The organism is Leptodesmis sp. (genome assembly GCF_052746595.1).
Map to the genome: position 1 here is coordinate 23536 of NZ_JBRAGO010000019.1, position 16573 is coordinate 40108.

15 protein-coding genes and 1 pseudogene are annotated in these 16573 nt (G+C 49.2%); 5 read left to right on the top strand and 11 right to left on the bottom strand.

The window, feature by feature from the left end; genetic code table 11:
- The first annotated feature begins 26 nt into the window (after positions 1-26).
- Positions 27-1673 (top strand): cyclic peptide export ABC transporter, encoded by a 1647-nt coding sequence (locus tag ACUVQO_RS06255; protein WP_445925032.1) that lies wholly within the window; start codon positions 27-29, stop codon positions 1671-1673.
- Between the two features lie 237 nt (positions 1674-1910).
- Positions 1911-3143, top strand: coding sequence for a glycosyltransferase (locus tag ACUVQO_RS06260; protein WP_445925033.1), 1233 nt, complete (start codon positions 1911-1913; stop codon positions 3141-3143).
- A gap of 360 nt (positions 3144-3503) precedes the next feature.
- On the opposite strand, the pseudogene ACUVQO_RS06265 reads toward ACUVQO_RS06260, so the two are convergent.
- Positions 3504-4026, bottom strand: a pseudogene (locus ACUVQO_RS06265) (IS630 family transposase); the annotation flags it as partial.
- Positions 3995-5170 (bottom strand): DUF3616 domain-containing protein, encoded by a 1176-nt coding sequence (locus ACUVQO_RS06270; RefSeq protein ID WP_445925034.1) that lies wholly within the window; start codon positions 5168-5170, stop codon positions 3995-3997. The gene ACUVQO_RS06270 and the pseudogene ACUVQO_RS06265, both read right to left, overlap by 32 nt.
- A 96-nt stretch (positions 5171-5266) precedes the next feature.
- Between ACUVQO_RS06270 and ACUVQO_RS06275 the strand changes: the two genes are divergently transcribed.
- A complete protein-coding gene (locus ACUVQO_RS06275; protein WP_445925035.1) occupies positions 5267-6196 on the top strand; it encodes a phosphodiester glycosidase family protein in 930 nt (309 codons plus the stop codon).
- 28 nt (positions 6197-6224) lie between these two features.
- On the opposite strand, the gene ACUVQO_RS06280 is transcribed toward ACUVQO_RS06275, so the two are convergent.
- Both ACUVQO_RS06280 and ACUVQO_RS06285 read right to left on the bottom strand, forming a co-directional pair.
- On the bottom strand, positions 6225-6809 hold the full coding sequence (locus tag ACUVQO_RS06280; RefSeq protein WP_445925036.1) for a 50S ribosomal protein L25/general stress protein Ctc: 585 nt from the start codon (positions 6807-6809) through the stop codon (positions 6225-6227).
- 116 nt (positions 6810-6925) lie between these two features.
- The gene (locus ACUVQO_RS06285; RefSeq protein WP_445925037.1) at positions 6926-8287 is read right to left on the bottom strand and encodes an adenylosuccinate synthase; all 1362 of its coding nucleotides are present in this window, start codon (positions 8285-8287) and stop codon (positions 6926-6928) included.
- Positions 8288-8450: 163 nt separating this feature from the next.
- Here ACUVQO_RS06285 and ACUVQO_RS06290 point away from each other — a divergent pair, with 163 nt between their 5' ends.
- Positions 8451-9512: an adenosine deaminase gene (locus ACUVQO_RS06290; protein ID WP_445925038.1), complete on the top strand. Its 1062-nt coding sequence runs from the start codon at positions 8451-8453 to the stop codon at positions 9510-9512.
- A 91-nt stretch (positions 9513-9603) separates the two neighbouring features.
- On the opposite strand, the gene psb27 is transcribed toward ACUVQO_RS06290, so the two are convergent.
- From psb27 to ACUVQO_RS06320, 6 genes are all read right to left on the bottom strand, one after another.
- Positions 9604-10026 (bottom strand): photosystem II protein Psb27, encoded by a 423-nt coding sequence (gene psb27 / locus ACUVQO_RS06295; protein WP_445925039.1) that lies wholly within the window; start codon positions 10024-10026, stop codon positions 9604-9606.
- Between the two features lie 156 nt (positions 10027-10182).
- Positions 10183-10995 (bottom strand): phosphate ABC transporter ATP-binding protein PstB, encoded by an 813-nt coding sequence (gene pstB / locus ACUVQO_RS06300; protein ID WP_445925040.1) that lies wholly within the window; start codon positions 10993-10995, stop codon positions 10183-10185.
- A 78-nt stretch (positions 10996-11073) separates the two neighbouring features.
- Positions 11074-11973: a phosphate ABC transporter permease PstA gene (gene pstA / locus ACUVQO_RS06305; protein ID WP_445925041.1), complete on the bottom strand. Its 900-nt coding sequence runs from the start codon at positions 11971-11973 to the stop codon at positions 11074-11076.
- An 86-nt stretch (positions 11974-12059) separates the two neighbouring features.
- Positions 12060-12989 (bottom strand): phosphate ABC transporter permease subunit PstC, encoded by a 930-nt coding sequence (gene pstC, locus ACUVQO_RS06310; RefSeq protein ID WP_445925042.1) that lies wholly within the window; start codon positions 12987-12989, stop codon positions 12060-12062.
- Between the two features lie 166 nt (positions 12990-13155).
- Complete coding sequence (gene pstS, locus ACUVQO_RS06315) at positions 13156-14238, bottom strand: phosphate ABC transporter substrate-binding protein PstS (protein ID WP_445925043.1); 1083 nt, start codon at positions 14236-14238, stop codon at positions 13156-13158.
- Between the two features lie 171 nt (positions 14239-14409).
- Positions 14410-14991, bottom strand: coding sequence for an SRPBCC family protein (locus ACUVQO_RS06320; RefSeq protein WP_445925044.1), 582 nt, complete (start codon positions 14989-14991; stop codon positions 14410-14412).
- Between the two features lie 202 nt (positions 14992-15193).
- Here ACUVQO_RS06320 and ACUVQO_RS06325 point away from each other — a divergent pair, with 202 nt between their 5' ends.
- The gene (locus ACUVQO_RS06325) at positions 15194-15394 is read left to right on the top strand and encodes a hypothetical protein (protein WP_445925045.1); all 201 of its coding nucleotides are present in this window, start codon (positions 15194-15196) and stop codon (positions 15392-15394) included.
- A gap of 83 nt (positions 15395-15477) precedes the next feature.
- Here ACUVQO_RS06325 and ACUVQO_RS06330 read toward each other — a convergent pair whose 3' ends face one another.
- The gene (locus ACUVQO_RS06330; protein WP_445925046.1) at positions 15478-16470 is read right to left on the bottom strand and encodes a YihY/virulence factor BrkB family protein; all 993 of its coding nucleotides are present in this window, start codon (positions 16468-16470) and stop codon (positions 15478-15480) included.
- Between the last annotated feature and the right edge of the window lie 103 nt (positions 16471-16573).

Here is a 16573-nt window from a genome sequence, read left to right on the forward strand (position 1 = left end):
TTGAATAGGGGAGTGGCGCAACTGGAATGAATCTCATCTCATTTTTGCTGCGATCGTCCTGGCAAATGGTGACGATTGCGATTATCACTGGTTTTTTGAGTGGAGCCAGTAGCGCCAGTTTGATTGCGCTCATCAGCCGGGGAATCAGTCAGGGCTTAAGCCACTCCCTCGATACCCTGGCAATCGCCTTTGGTGGGTTGGCCTTTGTTGCTCTCAGTTCCAGCATCCTTTCCCAGGTGCTGCTGATCCGGTTGGCTCAACGGGCGATTTTTCAACTGCGGCTCAGTCTCAGTCGTCAGATTCTGGCCACGGAACTGGTTCATCTAGAACAACTCGGCAGTGCCAGACTCCTGGCAACCCTGACGGATGATGTGCAGGCCGTGGCAGATGCCGTGCGGCTGGTACCGTTCCTGTGCATTGATATGGCGATCGTGGCGGGGTGTCTGGCCTATATCGTGTGGCTGTCCTGGAAAGTGTTTCTCTTAGTCTGTTTGCTGACGGTTGTAGCCCTGGGAAGTTGCCAGTGGTTGCTGCAGCGGGGCCAGCAGTGGATAGCCAGGGCACGGGAAGAGCAGGATTCTCTGTTTAAGCACTTCCGCACCGTGACGGACGGCACCAAAGAATTAAAACTGCACTACCGCCGAAGGCAGGCATTCCTCAAGGAGGATCTACAACGGTCTGCTGCCGCCTATCGGAGTTACAACACTCGTGGTCTGACTCTGTTTGCTATGACCTCCAGTTGGGGTAAGTTGATTTTTTTCTTTGCGATCGGCTTTGTCCTGTTTGCCCTGCCCAAACTGATGGCCATCAAGCCACAAACGTTAGCTGGCTATGTTGTCACCTTTACTTACCTGATGCTGCCAATGGACAATCTGGTTAACTCCTTACCTGTGCTGGGACGGGCTGGAGTAGCGTTGAAGAAAATTCAGTCTCTGGGCATTTCTTTAGCCAATCGGGTAGAATCTACCTCCACCACAGATCCCATGCGCCAACAGTGGACAGATCTGCAGCTGAAAGGTGTAACGCATACCTACCACGTAGAACACGAAGACTCTGCATTTACAGTCGGCCCGATCGATCTCACTCTGCGTCCCGGTCAACTGATCTTCATTGTCGGCGGTAATGGCAGTGGCAAATCTACCCTGGCGAAGCTGATTTTGGGCCTGTATATTCCCGAATCAGGAGAGATCTGGTTTGACGGGGAGCAGATTGATGATCACAACCGGGAGTGGTATCGGCAGCATTTTGCCGTCGTCTTTTCAGATTTCTTTCTGTTTGATCGCCTGCTGGGTCTGGATCATTCTGACCTGGATGCGGAAGCAGAAGCCTATCTACAGCGGTTGCAACTGGCTCACAAAGTCACCGTCCATCAGGGCCAGCTTTCCACAACAGCCCTGTCCCAGGGACAACGGAAACGTCTCACCCTGCTAACCGCCTACCTGGAACAACGCCCCATTTTCTTGTTTGACGAATGGGCCGCTGACCAGGATCCTGTCTTCAAAGACGTGTTCTATACCGAACTGCTGCCCCAACTGCGAGATCAGGGCCGCACCATTCTCTGCATCAGCCATGATGATCGCTATTTCCACCTCGCCGATCGCATCATCAAACTCGACTATGGCCAGATTGAATACGACAAAGAACGGGAGGTGCAAGTACTTCCGTCTGACTAACAAATGTAAAAAATCACCCTAGCGACTGAAGTCGCGGCTATACCGAGAAAACCTGCCGATGCAGGTTACTGATAACCTTGACTGTATTGAGTCTGCGTCGCAGACTTTGTGAGTGTAGTCGCGTTTTAACTGCCGGATACTTTTCAAACACCCTCTCAAAATTTGATCGCGGTGTAATAAGGTGAATGAGTAGATACTCCTGCTAATTCAGATGGCGGAGATCATGGCCTGAACTAAATGATGATTGCAGTTCAAACCCTGTTGACGATTCTAATTGGTGGCAGCATTGCATTTTACCTCGCCTGTGCTTGGTTCACCGCCCAGTTTTTTAGCAAAGCCGAAACTGAAGACCACGAAAAGATGACTCCTGGGGACATTAAGCACCATCCCCCTGATCTCCGATTCCCGATCTTCGATCCCCCTCCGCCTGGTGTCTCGATCCTGGTTCCTGTGCGCGGCCTTGATGCAGGAGCCAAGGAAAACTGGTCATCCCTCTGTACTCAAACCTACCCGCTCTATGAAGTGCTGTTTGGCGTGGTGGATTTGGATGATCCAGCCATTCCAGTGATTCAGGAGTTGGCCACAGAGTTTCCTGACAAAGTGAAGTTATTTGTCGGACTGAAGCCAAGAGGCATTAATCACAAAGACAGCAGCCTCAGTTATCTACTGGAGGAAGCCAGGTATGACTGGATTATTTTTGTCGATAGCGACATTCGGGTACATGAGGATTATATTTACACCGTCACTGCTCCGTTAAAGGATGAGGCCATCGGTGTAGTGACCTGTGCCTTTATTGGTTACCATCCCAAGTCCCTGGGAGCAGCGATCGCCTCCTTTGGCCGCTGTTTTGATTTCATTCCCAGTCTGCTGATCGCGCGGGCAATCGATGGTGGCTTGAAGTGTGCGGTGGGAACGACCATTGCCACACGACGGGATGCGTTAGCCAACTATGGTGGGTTGCACATGAACCGCATCGGGTCAGATTACAACCTGGGCAAACGGGCTGCCCAGGCAGGGTATGTTGTTGAATTATCCCAATACGTCCTGGAATCGGATACAGGTACGGAAAGCATCGGTGACGTTTATCAACGAGAATTGCGCTGGGCACGCACGATTCGCTTCAATCGAGGGCTGCAGTACTACAGCATGATTTTTTGCTTTGGCACGGTCTTTTGCCTGCCGCTGCTACTGGTTACGGGATGGGCTGGCTGGGCGATCGCCCTGACGATCGTCACCTACCTGACTCGTTACGGCCAGGTCTGCCTGTCGATCGTGTGCATGAGAGCACCCAACTTATTTCGCTGGTTGTGGGCATTACCACTGCGCGATCTACTCAGCTTTGTGATCTGGGTTGCAGGTTCCTATGGTCAACAAGTTTACTGGCGCGGACGCAAGTTGCAAGTGTACGAAGACGGATTGATTGCACAACTAGAAGGCGATCTGACATGTGGGCGAAGCTGGGATGAATGATACCGCAGACTATGCCTACGGTTGGTGTGAGCAATCCAGCCAATTTGAGGTGTTGAAGTTAGGGCATCGAATGGAGCGCCTCAGCATGATTGCAGGTTGGTGTGAGCAGCAGACGAGACAAGGTCTTTTAGGAAGTCCGGAGACCTGTCTTTTTATTGCTTGATGTAGCTCCATTGTCAGAAAGATATACTTGTCTCTGCGTGGCAACAGATTGGGTTGACTAGAATCAAAAAAGAGTAGCCAGGGTACTTTGTATAGTTTCATCAGAATTGATTTCGGCTCTCAAGGGGTTGAGCTTTCAACTCTTTGGGATGCAGTCGATAATGCCTTTCTGCAATTGTCCTCACCCGCCCCTCAATTGCTATAGGCGGGCAGATACCAACTTACAGCCTGCGGCGGCTACTATTTCATCAATAGATTGCGAGCGATGAAAACTGGTGATGCGCTCGGTGCGTTTGCCTGATTTAAGGGAGCAAAGCGCTGTTCAGTTTCACAGTAGCCATAGGAATCATTGTCTCGCTTGTCGATGCCAGCTTCATCAGCGCAGCCAAGCTAGTCTGCCGACTTAGTCTTCAAGCACTCGAGGAATTCTTGGCACTTGAGTGCATCTCATTGCTGATAGCCTTAAGTCTTTTTTTCAACTCATGCCCAGTTTACACAGCGCATCACTGATGTTTTGCTGCGTTACACCGTCTCCCCACAGTTTGACCATTTCTCCTTGGGGCTGCTCGCCATGCTCTTGAACAAACTCTGGAAAGCGTTGCCAGTCCCTGATTTTGTGTCTATTACCCTGTTGCTAGTGGATAATCGCTTGGCAATCGCTAGTGTCTGCTTTTCGCTTCAACCACAGGTCAAGGGTGTTGCAACTGATGTTGAACATTCGATTCACTTGACTTTAAGGAGAAAATATCTGTATGAACTCCAGTCACAGTGTCTTGCTCATTGGTAATTAACCGCTCCTTGGCAGGGCTATCATAAACAACCAGAATTGATTTGGCTTCCTCGAAAAATGTCAACCCTTCAGCGCGATCGCTCTTGCGTTGATGAGGAATCTCTCCGAGAAACTCTAATTGCTGATTCTTTTGGCTAGAAAGACTGTTATCTACTGGAGTGGATGGCTGATTCAGGCGAAACAGTGAATGAGCACCATCTAAATCCATGGTTGGGCCTGCTAAAACGAGCAAATAGTTGTCTTTTTCGTTCCAACAAAGCTCTCGAACTCCTAAACCATCGAGATCAAGAAAATGGCGTTTGTATAGCCTGCCATGATTGCCAATGGGTTTAAGTTTCAATTCATGGGCTTTGCTTGCTTCGACTTCAATTTCAAGCAAGATAGCAATACCGCGAAGAACCGGCCCTCGCAAACCGATCCAAACTCTGTTGCCGCTTACTGCCAATCCTTCAATATCCAAACCATTTTCTTTACTAGGGAGATAGAAGTAAAAGTCCTTCCCTGGTAAAGAGCCGCTCTCTTCACCTTCGACAATCTTTGCCAGATCAAGGTATTCGTTTCCTGCAAGGGCTTGAGTGAGAGCATCACTCTTCTCACTTCGGTTTAACCAGGCTCTTTGGGGTGATTCAGCCGCTAAATTGCCCTGCTCATCGATCGGAATTCTCGCTAGTAAGTAACGATTCTCTTGCCTTTCGATGCCTTTTAGTTCTTTTCCTTGAACCTCAAACTTGTTTTCCTCAATTTCTACCTTTTTACGCTTACTGCTGTGAGACCCAATAATCCAAAGGTAGCCATTGTCGTAGTCTAATCCTTCGATATCAACCTCTCCTTGAGCTTCATTAAAACCCTTAATAAAGGTTTTGAATTCAAAGCGGATATGATTACCAAACGTTTTACCCTTTAGCTGCGTTAATCGTTCTATGGCCGTAAATTCGTCGGTTCCCAACCAAAGATACTGACCTTCATGGGAAAAGGCCACAGCAGATAGATTCTTAACAATCTTTTCTCTCACCTTAGAGGCTAAATTGGCATTAAAGAGTAGCTTGACCTGATCTAATTTCTCTAAGTTAACCATTTTCTTCCCTCTCCAAAAGAAATACTCAGATTCGGCCCTCTCTTGCAAATTGAATATCAGATAATCAAGGGTGGTTCACAACTGTATGGGAAAGGAATGGACAAGATTCGAGTACGGATATTTGGTTTCATGGGAATGGGGATGCTGGTGGTCGCTTGTTCGGAGTCATTCCCCTTGATGTCGTCTTCGCCAACGGCTCGGTCTCCTGTGTCCCTTTATCCCGTAGTATCTCCTTCTCCTGCCAAGATCGAATTTAAGGTGGAGCGGTTGCCGCATAGCATTGTATATACTCTGCACATTCCCAATCAAGGGCAGTATTTAGTGACGCCGGGAGTGGCGAATACGGTCGAACCACTAGTCTCGTTTGTGCAAACCTATGGCGCGATCGCCGCGATTAATGGCGGATTCTTTGATCCAAAGAACCAGAAGTCCACATCGGCCGCGATCGTGCAAGCTCGACAGGTCGCCAAACCAGAGGAAAACGAGCGGTTAATGACGAATCCCGATTTACTGCCCTACCTGGATAAAATTCTCAACCGTTCTGAGTTTCGGCAATATCGCTGTGGTTCGCAAATTGTCTATGACATTACGTTGCGTCAGACGCTGCCTGCTCCTGGCTGTGAACTGGAATCGGCCTTAGGGGGCGGCCCTCAGTTACTCCCGGATATAACGCTGGTGCAGGAAGGATTTCAAGATAGCAGCAATGGCAAGGTGATCCGGGATTCTCTGGCCAGCGATCGCCGCAATGCTCGTTCCGCAGTCGGCATTACTTATGATGGGGCGATCGTCTTAGTCATGGCGGGTCAAAAGCCGGATGAGCCAACAAACTCTGGTATGACCCTCAAAGAACTAGCCCATTATCTGCAAAGTTTGAAAGTACAAAAAGCAATGAATCTGGATGGAGGGAGTTCTGCTGCTTTGTACTATGGTGGAGAAACCATTTATGGCAAAGTCAACAAGTCTGGTAAAGCCATCCAGCGACCCGTGAAATCGGTGCTACTAGTGCAAACGATTAAAAAACAGTAGGGGTATGGCAAGTCCCTACTGTTTTTAATTAGCCTTCTGCTGTTTCCTCGCTACCGCCACGGCCAGCCAGCACACTGACCACAACTCGGTTCGCATCTCCCAGAGCCACCACTCCAACAGGCAAGTTAATGTCACCGATATGCAATGCTTCCCCAACACCCAAATTGGAAACGTCAATTTCAATTTGTTCGGGAATACTATCAGGGGCACATTTCACATGCAAAGACGACATAGAAGGATCAAGAGAACCGCCTCCTTCCTTAATACCTTTAGCTGTGCCAACAAAGTGGAGTGGCACATCCACTTCCAAGGAATCTTGCGCTGATACTGCAAAAAAGCTGATGTGGTAGGGAGTACCACGCCAGGGATGGGTTTGCACTTCCCGCAGGAGCGCCTTGCCACTCCAGGACAGTTCGGGAATATTCACCTGAATCAAAGTGTTATTCAGGGAAGCGTCCCGCAGCAACAGTTCTGCTTTTTTCATGGGTACGGTGAGAGCAATAGATTCTGCTCCTTTGTGCCCATACAGTACTGCCGGAAGTTGTCCAGCACGACGGAGAGAATTGGGTTTGCTGCCTTCAGGACGAGGCTGACAATCGATCGTAAGTTCCATAGTTCAGAAAGATAAGTGGAGAACGTGAGGCAAGTTTTAAGTTTTGAGTTTTAAGTTTTGAATTGAGATATCTGAATGCCTTAACTCATCACTTAAAACTGAGAACTTAAAACTTACTAACTGACTTCCAGGGTTTGGCTGGCAATCTCCTGGTTGGGAGTGCCATTGGTATAGAGCAGAGCACGTTTTGGCCCGTGGATTGGGTCTTCAACGATGATAGTTTGATCGCGGCTGGCTCCCAGGGAAACGATCGCGATCGGCACTTCCATCAACTCTGCTAGCAACTTGAGATAGTCCAGGGCGGCTGTGGGCAAGTCTTCCAGAGAGCGGCAGTGGACAGTAGATTGTTTCCAGCCTGGAACGGTTTTGTAAATGGGCTTGCAACAGGCAAACTTGCGGGCATTACTGGGAAAGTCTTCGCACCGTTCGCCATTTACTTCGTAGGCTACACAGACCTGAATTTCGTCCAGTTCGTCCAGTACATCCAGCTTGGTAATGGCCAGACAATCCAGCCCGTTAATCCGCACTGCATAGCGGCCAATAACAGCATCAAACCAGCCACAACGACGTTGCCGACCCGTGGTAGTGCCAAATTCAGCCCCCCGATCGCAGAGCAACTTTCCTATTGTGCCATGCAATTCAGTCGGGAATGGACCTTCACCGACCCTTGTGGTGTACGCCTTGGCTACTCCAATCACGCGATCGATCATCGTTGGCCCAACCCCGGTGCCCACACAAGCTCCGCCGGCCACTGGATTGGAGGAGGTGACATAGGGATAGGTGCCGTGATCCAGATCTAACAGGGTGCCCTGAGCACCTTCAAATAGAATGTTGCGCTTGCGTTGAATAGCATCGTAAATCCGTAAAGAGCTATCGACGACATGGGGCCGCAGGCGATCAGCATATACCAGATACTCATCGATCACTTCCTCAGGATCCAGGGGTGGCAGGTTGTAAAGCTTTTCCAGGATGACATTTTTGTAATCCACCGTCCAGCGCAGCCGTTTGCGCAAGGAATCCCGATCCATCAGATCAATCATCCGGATCCCGGTACGCTCTGACTTGTCAGCATACGTAGGGCCAATCCCACGCCCGGTGGTGCCAATTCGGTGCTCTCCTCTTCGTTCTTCCGATGCCTGATCAATGATGCGGTGATAGGGCATCGTCACATGGGCCGTTTCGGAAATCAGTAGATTTTTCGTTGAAATTCCCAATGCTTCAAGCTGATCCAGTTCCCCAATCAATACTTTGGGATCAATCACCGTACCGCAGCCAATAATGCACTCGGTATCGGGGTACAAAATTCCAGAGGGGATCAGATGCAATTTAAAGGTTTGATCTTTAACGACTACGGTGTGGCCTGCATTCACACCACCCTGGTAGCGTACTACTACATCTGCCGACTTGCTCAGCAAATCGGTGATCTTTCCCTTCCCTTCATCGCCCCACTGGGCACCAATTACAATGACGTTAGCCAAGATTTTTATGAACGCGAGAGTTTGCACAAACGTCTATTATCAGGGCTGATTGATACGAGTGTCAACTTCATCTTGCACTTGCGTCACACATCACACAGGTTCCCATGTCAAGTGCGCTACGCTGGCAATAACCGCCTAATTTGTACGATGCAGTGAGGTTCTTGTGGCTCTATATGCTGATTTACACCGACACTTGGGAGGATCTGTTGTTCCTCGCATTCTCTGGCGCTATTTACAACGTCATGATTCTGATTTAGTGCAACGCTTCTCCGATTATCCAGAGTTTGAAGATTTCTATACTCGTCCTCGGAACACGTTGGACGAATATCTGGAACTGCATACTTTGGTTGAATCGGTGCAAACGGCAGAAGCTCTTCCTTATTTCATTTACCGATTGATGCGGGGAGCATACATTTTTGAAAATCTGGCTTATCTGGAGTTGCGATACACTCCCTACCTCCGTACTCCTACCCATCTCAGTCAAACCCAGCGGATTGATTTTATGGCAGAGATTGTGGAGATTGTAGGCAAGGCTAGTCGGTTGAATGAATATCCGATCGTGACCAGTCAGATCCTCTGCATGCACACGAAGCTACCCTATGAGGTAAATCGTGCCATTGTCGAGATGGCGGCTCAGTTCCGGGACTATGTGTGTGGCATTGATGTCGCTGGGGGGGACAATCACTATGCGGAACGGCTGGATGAGTTTGTGGAGTTGTACGCCCATGCCCGATCGCTTGGTCTCAACACCACTGGTCATCTCTACGAAACGCGAGAAGGCGGCTATCCTGAACTTTTACCCTATTTGATGCGGATTGGACATGGGATTCAGATTCCGATTCACTACCCGCACCTACTGAAACAACTGGCAGATCAGCATCAGTGCTTGGAGGTGTGTCCGACCACTTATTTCAAAACAGGTACTTTAGAGGACATGAACCAGTTGAAGCTAGTCTTCGATCGTTGTTTTGAAGCTGGAGTCGATATTGCCATCTGTACCGATAATGCCGGACTCCATAATATGCGGTTGCCGTTTGAATACGAAAATCTACTCACCCACGATATTATCGGCTTTAAGGAGTTGCAAGCCTGTCAGGATGCGGCCTTCCGTCATGCCTTTGCATGGCCTTACGGTCAACGTCCTGCCTCTCTGTTGACTGGACTCCTGAAGCCTGATGAGATGAATGGGCAGGCTGTTAATTCAGAGGTCGCCGTTCCCTCTTAATTCCTGAAAACCAGAACCCCGATTCCTGGCAGAAGTCGGAGTTCTTTGAGATCAGAAATCTAAAATCACTAATCCAAAATTGTCTTATGTCTTAGGCTCCTCGTTCGATTGCCTGTTCCACTTGCTTAAATTCCTGTTCCAGTCGATCCTTCATCTTTTGAGGAACTGGACGGTTAGGATAGGAACTGTAATGACCTGCGAGTGAATTGAGGGCAGTACGGATCGTTGTGTAAGAGGGCAATTTGGTCAATGAACCATCGCGACGATAGCGAGCCGCAAACTCATTAATCTGTTGACGGGCTTGAGCTTGGGCAGATCCCTTGTCGGGAGAATCATCAGGCAACTGGAGGGCCGATCGCAAGCTATCAATCAAAGTCAGAGTATCCTGGCGGTAGTTTCCAGTCATACCCAGGATTCCTTCGGGAGCTGAGGAGCAACCCATCAGACCGATACATACAACCAGAACCAGAGACAACCAGCGAGACAGATAGCGCTTCATAGATTTTCCAGTCACTGAACAACTTCCAGACTTGTTACATTTTGTAACGTTTGCAACCTTCCATAATCCTATCTCGATTGGGTACTTCTTAAGACAGAAAATTTGGAAAAGTTTTGGATTCAGTTGACAAGCTGCTCAAGAGCACCATGTCTTCCTCTACTGGGCATATTGTTAACCGAAACGCCCACTGACGTATTCCTGGGTAGCCTGTTTTTTGGGACTCTGGAAGATCACTTCTGTGCGATCGTATTCTTCAATATATCCTGTCCGCTGGCCCTTCTCATTTGCCTGAACGTTGAAGAAGGCAGTGTAGTCGGAGGCACGAGAAGCCTGTTGCATGTTGTGGGTCACAATGACCAGGGTGTACTTCTCTTTCAATTCCTGCATCAGGTCTTCGATCTTCAGGGTTGAGATCGGGTCAAGAGCGGCGCAAGGTTCGTCCATCAGAATCACTTCGGGTTGAACCGCGATCGCCCGAGCAATACAAAGACGCTGCTGTTGCCCACCAGACAGGTCAGTTCCTAATGCCTTCAGCTTGTCTTTCACGTCGTCCCACAGTGCAGCCCCTTTCAAGGAGTTTTCCACTAGTTCATCCATGTCTCCCTTGTAGCCCAGCAACCGGGGGCCAAAGGCAATATTGTCATAAATCGTTTTGGGGAAGGGATTTGGCTGCTGGAACACCATCCCAATCTGGCGACGCACTTCAACGGGGTCAATATCAGGCGTGTATAAGTCTTGACCGTAGTAAAGAATTTTGCCATCCAGGTGGAAGGACTTGATCAGGTCATTTAAGCGATTGAAACAACGGAGAACGGTACTTTTACCACAACCTGAAGGGCCGATAAAAGCAGTAATGGCATTTTTGGGAACCTCAAGGTTAACATCCCGGACGGCCAGGAAATCGCCATAGTAGATATTGACGTTTTCTGTACTGAAGACAACGCTGGTATCGGTTTTAGCGCTGCGCTGGAGATTGGGAGCCATAAGCGGAATTGGAAGTTAGGAGGGAGTGAAATAAACGAAGAAGGAACTTGGCTAAATTTGTAAAAACTTTGGAGAGGGCTACCGTCTGCGAGTAATCTGTCGAGCCAAAATGTTAGCAATTAGCACCAGGACTACCAGGACAAGAGCCGCTGCCCAGGCCAACTCCTGCCAGTTGACAAAGGGGGCAATAGCAAAATTGTAGACCAGGACTGAGAGCGTTGCGGTTGGTTGCCAGATGTCCCAGTTCCAGAAGTTGTTGAACAGGGCCGTAAAGATGATCGGTGCAGTTTCTCCAGCCGCCCGCGCGATCGCCAGAATAATTCCCGTAATAATTGCCGGAATCGCGGCTGGCAGGATAACTCGCAGAACCGTTTGATAATTAGATGCACCCAGACCTACAGAAGCTTGCCGTAAATTATTGGGGACTGATTCCAAGGCTTCGGTCGCGGTTCTAACAATGGTCGGCAGCATCAAGACAGCCAGCGCCACCCCTGCGGCAAAGGCAGAATAGGAACGAGTCTTGACTACGATCAGACCATAGGCGAACACACCCATCACGATCGAGGGCACCCCGCTTAGCACGTTGGTCAAAAAGTTAATGACATCAGCCAGTTTAGTATCTCGTGCGAACTCTGCCAGGTAAACCGCCGCCAGCACCCCAAAGGGAATGCTGATCAGCGCAGCAATCCCAATGGTCATAAATGTTCCAACAAGCGCATTACCAAAACCGCCAGAGTAAAACTGAGGGTTATCGCGGGGAAGAGGGGGCGGCGGCAGTTGTGTAAATAGCTGCGGACTGAGTCGGACAACACCTTGCGCAATCACGTAATAGAGGAGAGCCACCAGCGGAATCAGGGCCAATATAGCACAGGCAATTACCAGGCCCGTCATGAGATTGGAAAAAATGGTCTTGGAAGAGACTTTACGAGTCAGGCTACGGCCTTGAGCAAGGGAGGTAGTGATCTCAGGACTGGTCATACAAAGTTCTCAGGTGCTGATTGGAAGAGGATGGGGATGCTAAAAGAACTGGGTTGTGAGATGGGTAGCGCGATCGCCCTATATGGCTAAAGCTTTTTGATCTCAACTTTGCTCACGATGTATTCAGCCAGGACATTTACCAGCAAAGTCAGAACAAAGAGAATTAACGCGGCATACATCAAAGAAGCGACCTGCAGACCAGAGGCTTCAGCAAACTGGTTAGCCAGCAGTGCAGAAATCGTTGATCCCTGAGCAAATAAAGATGGAGAAGGCAGATTAGCATTTCCGATCAACATGGTGACGGCCATCGTTTCTCCCATCGCTCGACCCAGTGCCAGCATCACACCCCCGATAATCCCAGAAATCGCGGTGGGGATAATCACCTGGATCAGGGTCTCCCAGCGTGTGGCTCCCAAACCATAGGCAGCCTGACGCAGTGCTGGGTTGACGCTTGCCAGAGAGTCTCTGGAAATAGAGGAAATAATCGGCAGAATCATAATAGCAAGGATGATCGATGCCATGTAGATTCCCCGTCCCGTTGGAGGAGTGCTGAACAGCGGAATCCAGCCAAAATTCTGGTGAATCCAGGTCATCGCCCCCTGCAAAAAAGGAGCCAGCACAAAAATCCCCCACAGACCATACACAATGCTGGGAATCGCGGCCAGCAGTTCCACCATGAACACCAGCGGTTGTTGAACTTTGGGGGGCAGAAAGTCTTCACTCAAAATAATGGCAACTCCCAGACCAACTGGAACAGCAATCAGCAGCGCAATGAACGAAGTGACCAATGTTCCATAGATCTGAGTCCAGGCTCCGTAGATATCTTCTACGGGATTCCAGCGAACGCCCGTGACAAAGTCAATAATGCCGAACTTTTGAATGGCCGGGATTGCGTCTATGGCGACTTGAAAAGCGATCGCTAGGAGCGTTACCCCAATACCAATGGCAAAAAGCCAGGTCAACCACTTAAAGCCACTGTCTACGACCCGCGCTGTCTGCGTACGTTCGTAAGACATCCCTGAAAGTCTTTCTGCTGTTGAAGCCATAATCCGTCAATCTATATAGTTGAAATAATCTGTTGAACCACTAACTCAATTACCTAGCCCCAGCCATACACCATCGAACTCAATGCACCAATAACAACCACTTCGGGAAGTTCCCGAAGTGGTTAAAGAAGCCTATTTACTTCTCCTCGAGAGTATCCAGTTTGGCAATCACTTGTTTCTGGAGTTCTGGGGGAAGGGTAATAAAGCCCTGTTTTTTTGCTGCAGTACCGCCTTCTTTTTGGGTCCAGGTAAATAAATCTCTAAGGGTAGACCCCTTGGGTGCAGGATAATTTCCGTAAAGCAAGGCGTAGGTCAAACTCACAATTGGATAAGCACCCTTTCCGGCTGGATCAGGAACCTTAATCACGAAGTTGGCATCTGGCTTTTGCCCCTCTAATGCCTTAGCCGCCGCATCCGGTGAGGGTTCTACAAAGTCTCCAGCTTTGTTTTGCAGGGTCGCCATCTCCAGATTATTTTCTCTGGCATAGGCAAACTCAACGTAACCAATACCACCCGGAGTTTGCTTAATCTGAGCCGTTACACCTTCATTTCCTTTCGCTCCTTGACCCGTCGGCCATTCGATCGACTTCCCGGCTCCTGCTTTCCAATTGGGGCAAGCTTTGGACAGGTGATTGGTAAAGACAGCAGTGGTACCACTACCATCAGAACGAACGACAAAGGTAAGTGGCGTACTGGGAAGTTTTACACCTGGATTATCCTTGGCAATTTTAGGATCATTCCAGGTTTTGATCGTGCCATCGGCAATGCCACAGTAAGCTTCGCGAGACAGCTTCAGCCCCTTAACGCCTTCAAGATTATAAGCAAATACGAGAAAGATACCTGTCGTTGGAATTTGAACCAGGGTTCCTCGATCCTTGGGAAACTTGGCGACATCGGATTCTTTCATGGGATCATCTGATGCTCCAAAGTCAACAGTCTGAGCCAGGAATTGATTTACCCCAGCACCACTCCCAATCGACTGGTAGCTGATTTGTACATCAGGCTTCACAGTACGGTATTCCGAAAACCACCGCTGATACAAGGTATTAGGGGCTGTTGCTCCTGCACCAGTAATTGAAATCGTGCCACCGCCACCCGTAGCGGGGCTACCGCCTGGAGCTGTAGGAGGCGCACTGGGAGCACAAGAAGCCAGACCGGCTGCCAGCAGCGCGGCAGACGCTGAAAGTATCCAGCGGTTAAGCTTCACCAAGGAAACCATAATCTCGTCTTCCTCACATCACGACATTACGACTTCCTTACCGTATAACTTTCCTGTAAAAGAACGGTAAAGGGAATGTTAAGACGCTCAGAAAAGTCTCTCCAAGGAAGATTACAGAAGCAATCGTGTTTTTATTGATACCGAATTGATGCCTGATAAGGCCCTGCGAACCTACTGACTACCCAACATTTGCCGCATGTTTCGCATGTTGTGTGGCAAATCCCAATGAATGGCTTGTTGGATGAAAGGACTGGGAACTGGAATAGTCGGAGTGGCTTGCACAGAGTACGTCAGTACAACCCCCTCAGCCAGGTCTTGCAACTGCAAGTCGGCCTGAAAATCATGGAAGCTGCCGGATTCTAAATAGAACTGAATACGTTGGCCAGCCGTTTCGATCACTTGTAAATAAATTTCGACTTCAGCAGTGATAAAAAGGAAGGACTTACAAGCGGCCTGATACAAACGCTGACGGGTATCCTGTCCTTGACCAATTGGAGATCGCTCCAGAATGCGGCTTTGAGTGATGTCAGGAAAAAATTGCACCCAGCGCGGATAGTCTGTGAGTTGTGCCCAGACGCGATCTCTCTGGATTGGCAAATACATCTGAGCCGTTACCCCAGCCCCCCAGGCAGAATGGGCACGGGTTTCTAACAAAATTTCTCCCTGCAGCAGGGCCATAGTGCGAGCATCCCGGTATTGCAGAGGAACGGTGAGGGAGTAAGGACGTGGGTTGGATACAGTAGAAGCAGTCATTCTGATTGGGTAACTCCTTGAGCAATGGAAAATTGGATCTACAAGCCTTGGGCATTTGCCAGACTGACTCACTAGCTCACTGCCCCTTCCACAGCGTAACGCTATTTTGTAAAAGGATGTTGCGTGATCATGACTAGGGGGATGAAGATCTAGAGAATATCAAGGCACGACCCGGTAAACCCCCTGAAAGGAGATTTTTTTTGTGAACCGTCAACCTTCCAATATGCTGCTCACCATCCTGCTGTACATTGTGGGCATCTTGCTGGTCATGATGGCCGTGCTGATCCTGCTCAAAGGGTTGGGATGGGTGCCCAGTATCCCAGATTATGTGCTTTGGGCTTTGGTCTTGCTGGCGTTGGGAGGAGGCATTATTGGCGGTTTGCGGAGTAGCAGTAAGCGATGATGCAACGATTGAAGCTGACGACTCGAATTTTTTTAGGTGTGCTGGCCCTGACGATCGCCCTCTGGCTGTTACGGGGAATTGGCTTACTGGGATTTATGCCGGGAATAGTCTTGTGGATACTGATTTTTGCGTGTATTCTGCTGGTCGTATTGAGCAGTATCCGCTAGCGATCGCTGCTTTTGATAAATCGTTTTGCCAACCGTGTAATTCAGTTGCGCCCCAATCAACATCATCAAAGCACTGGATTGCAGCCAGATCAGCAGCACAATAATGGCTCCTACGGCTCCATAAATCCGGTTGAAATTGCCAAAGTTAGAGACATAGAGCCGAAAGCCCGTGGAAAAAATGGCCCAAAATACGGTTGCCAGAATTGCTCCTGGCAGAATAGGCGTGCCTCTGCGCCAGCGGCTGGGGCCAAAGCGGTAGATGAAGGCAAACGCCAACGCTACCATCAGCAGGGCAATCGGCATACTCAAGCGGTACCAGGCTGTGAGTAATTGGGGAGTCAGATTATTAGGGCGTTTCGAAATCGTCTCAACAATCTGATCGCTGTGCACAATCAGGGCTTTCACAATCAGATCACCGACAAAAAACGTTACGGATGCGATGGCCAGGAGCAGAATTGTGCCAATGGTCAGCACTAGCGAGACCAGTTTCGTCTTCCAGAAGGGCCGGACATATTGATGCGGGATTTGATGAATGTGATCTAGCGCAATCATAGTCGAGCTAATAGCTCCAGAGGCAATCCAGATGGCGGCTACAAAGCTAATGGAGAGTAACCCCCGATTGCTGGCCGGACTGATGGCAGTCACAAAATTATTGATCAAGTGCAAAACCTCTACCGGGGCGATCCGGCTTAGTTGAGCCATCAATTCCTTAAACACCCGCTCAGAAGATCCGACCATGCCAATGATTGTCAGCATCGCGACAATCGCCGGAAACATTGCCATCATGGAATTAAAGGCAATCTCTGCTGCCAATCCAGGTAACCTTTGTTTCCCTGAGCAGACAATAACTTCTTTAATAACAGCAAGGCTGAGATGCTGAAAGAAGTGGAAGAAACGAGGTTTCTGCATAAGGGAACGGTTTATTCCATTTGCATTACTAAAGGAGATTGTACTCTGAGCGTAAGTAAGAACTTGAGCCTTGAAGAATAGGCCTTGCTAGAACTGTTTACCT

Bases quoted from the DNA above. Each gene is read 5' to 3' on its own strand.
- ACUVQO_RS06270 (WP_445925034.1), bottom strand. From the start codon at position 5,170: ATGGTTAACTTAGAGAAATTAGATCAGGTCAAGCTACTCTTTAATGCC.
- ACUVQO_RS06275 (WP_445925035.1), top strand. From the start codon at position 5,267: ATGGACAAGATTCGAGTACGGATATTTGGTTTCATGGGAATGGGGATG.
- pstB (WP_445925040.1), bottom strand. From the start codon at position 10,995: ATGGCTCCCAATCTCCAGCGCAGCGCTAAAACCGATACCAGCGTTGTC.
- ACUVQO_RS06260 (WP_445925033.1), top strand. From the start codon at position 1,911: ATGATGATTGCAGTTCAAACCCTGTTGACGATTCTAATTGGTGGCAGC.
- ACUVQO_RS06255 (WP_445925032.1), top strand. From the start codon at position 27: ATGAATCTCATCTCATTTTTGCTGCGATCGTCCTGGCAAATGGTGACG.
- ACUVQO_RS06330 (WP_445925046.1), bottom strand. From the start codon at position 16,470: ATGCAGAAACCTCGTTTCTTCCACTTCTTTCAGCATCTCAGCCTTGCT.
- pstC (WP_445925042.1), bottom strand. From the start codon at position 12,989: ATGTCTTACGAACGTACGCAGACAGCGCGGGTCGTAGACAGTGGCTTT.
- pstA (WP_445925041.1), bottom strand. From the start codon at position 11,973: ATGACCAGTCCTGAGATCACTACCTCCCTTGCTCAAGGCCGTAGCCTG.
- pstS (WP_445925043.1), bottom strand. From the start codon at position 14,238: ATGGTTTCCTTGGTGAAGCTTAACCGCTGGATACTTTCAGCGTCTGCC.
- ACUVQO_RS06280 (WP_445925036.1), bottom strand. From the start codon at position 6,809: ATGGAACTTACGATCGATTGTCAGCCTCGTCCTGAAGGCAGCAAACCC.
- ACUVQO_RS06320 (WP_445925044.1), bottom strand. From the start codon at position 14,991: ATGACTGCTTCTACTGTATCCAACCCACGTCCTTACTCCCTCACCGTT.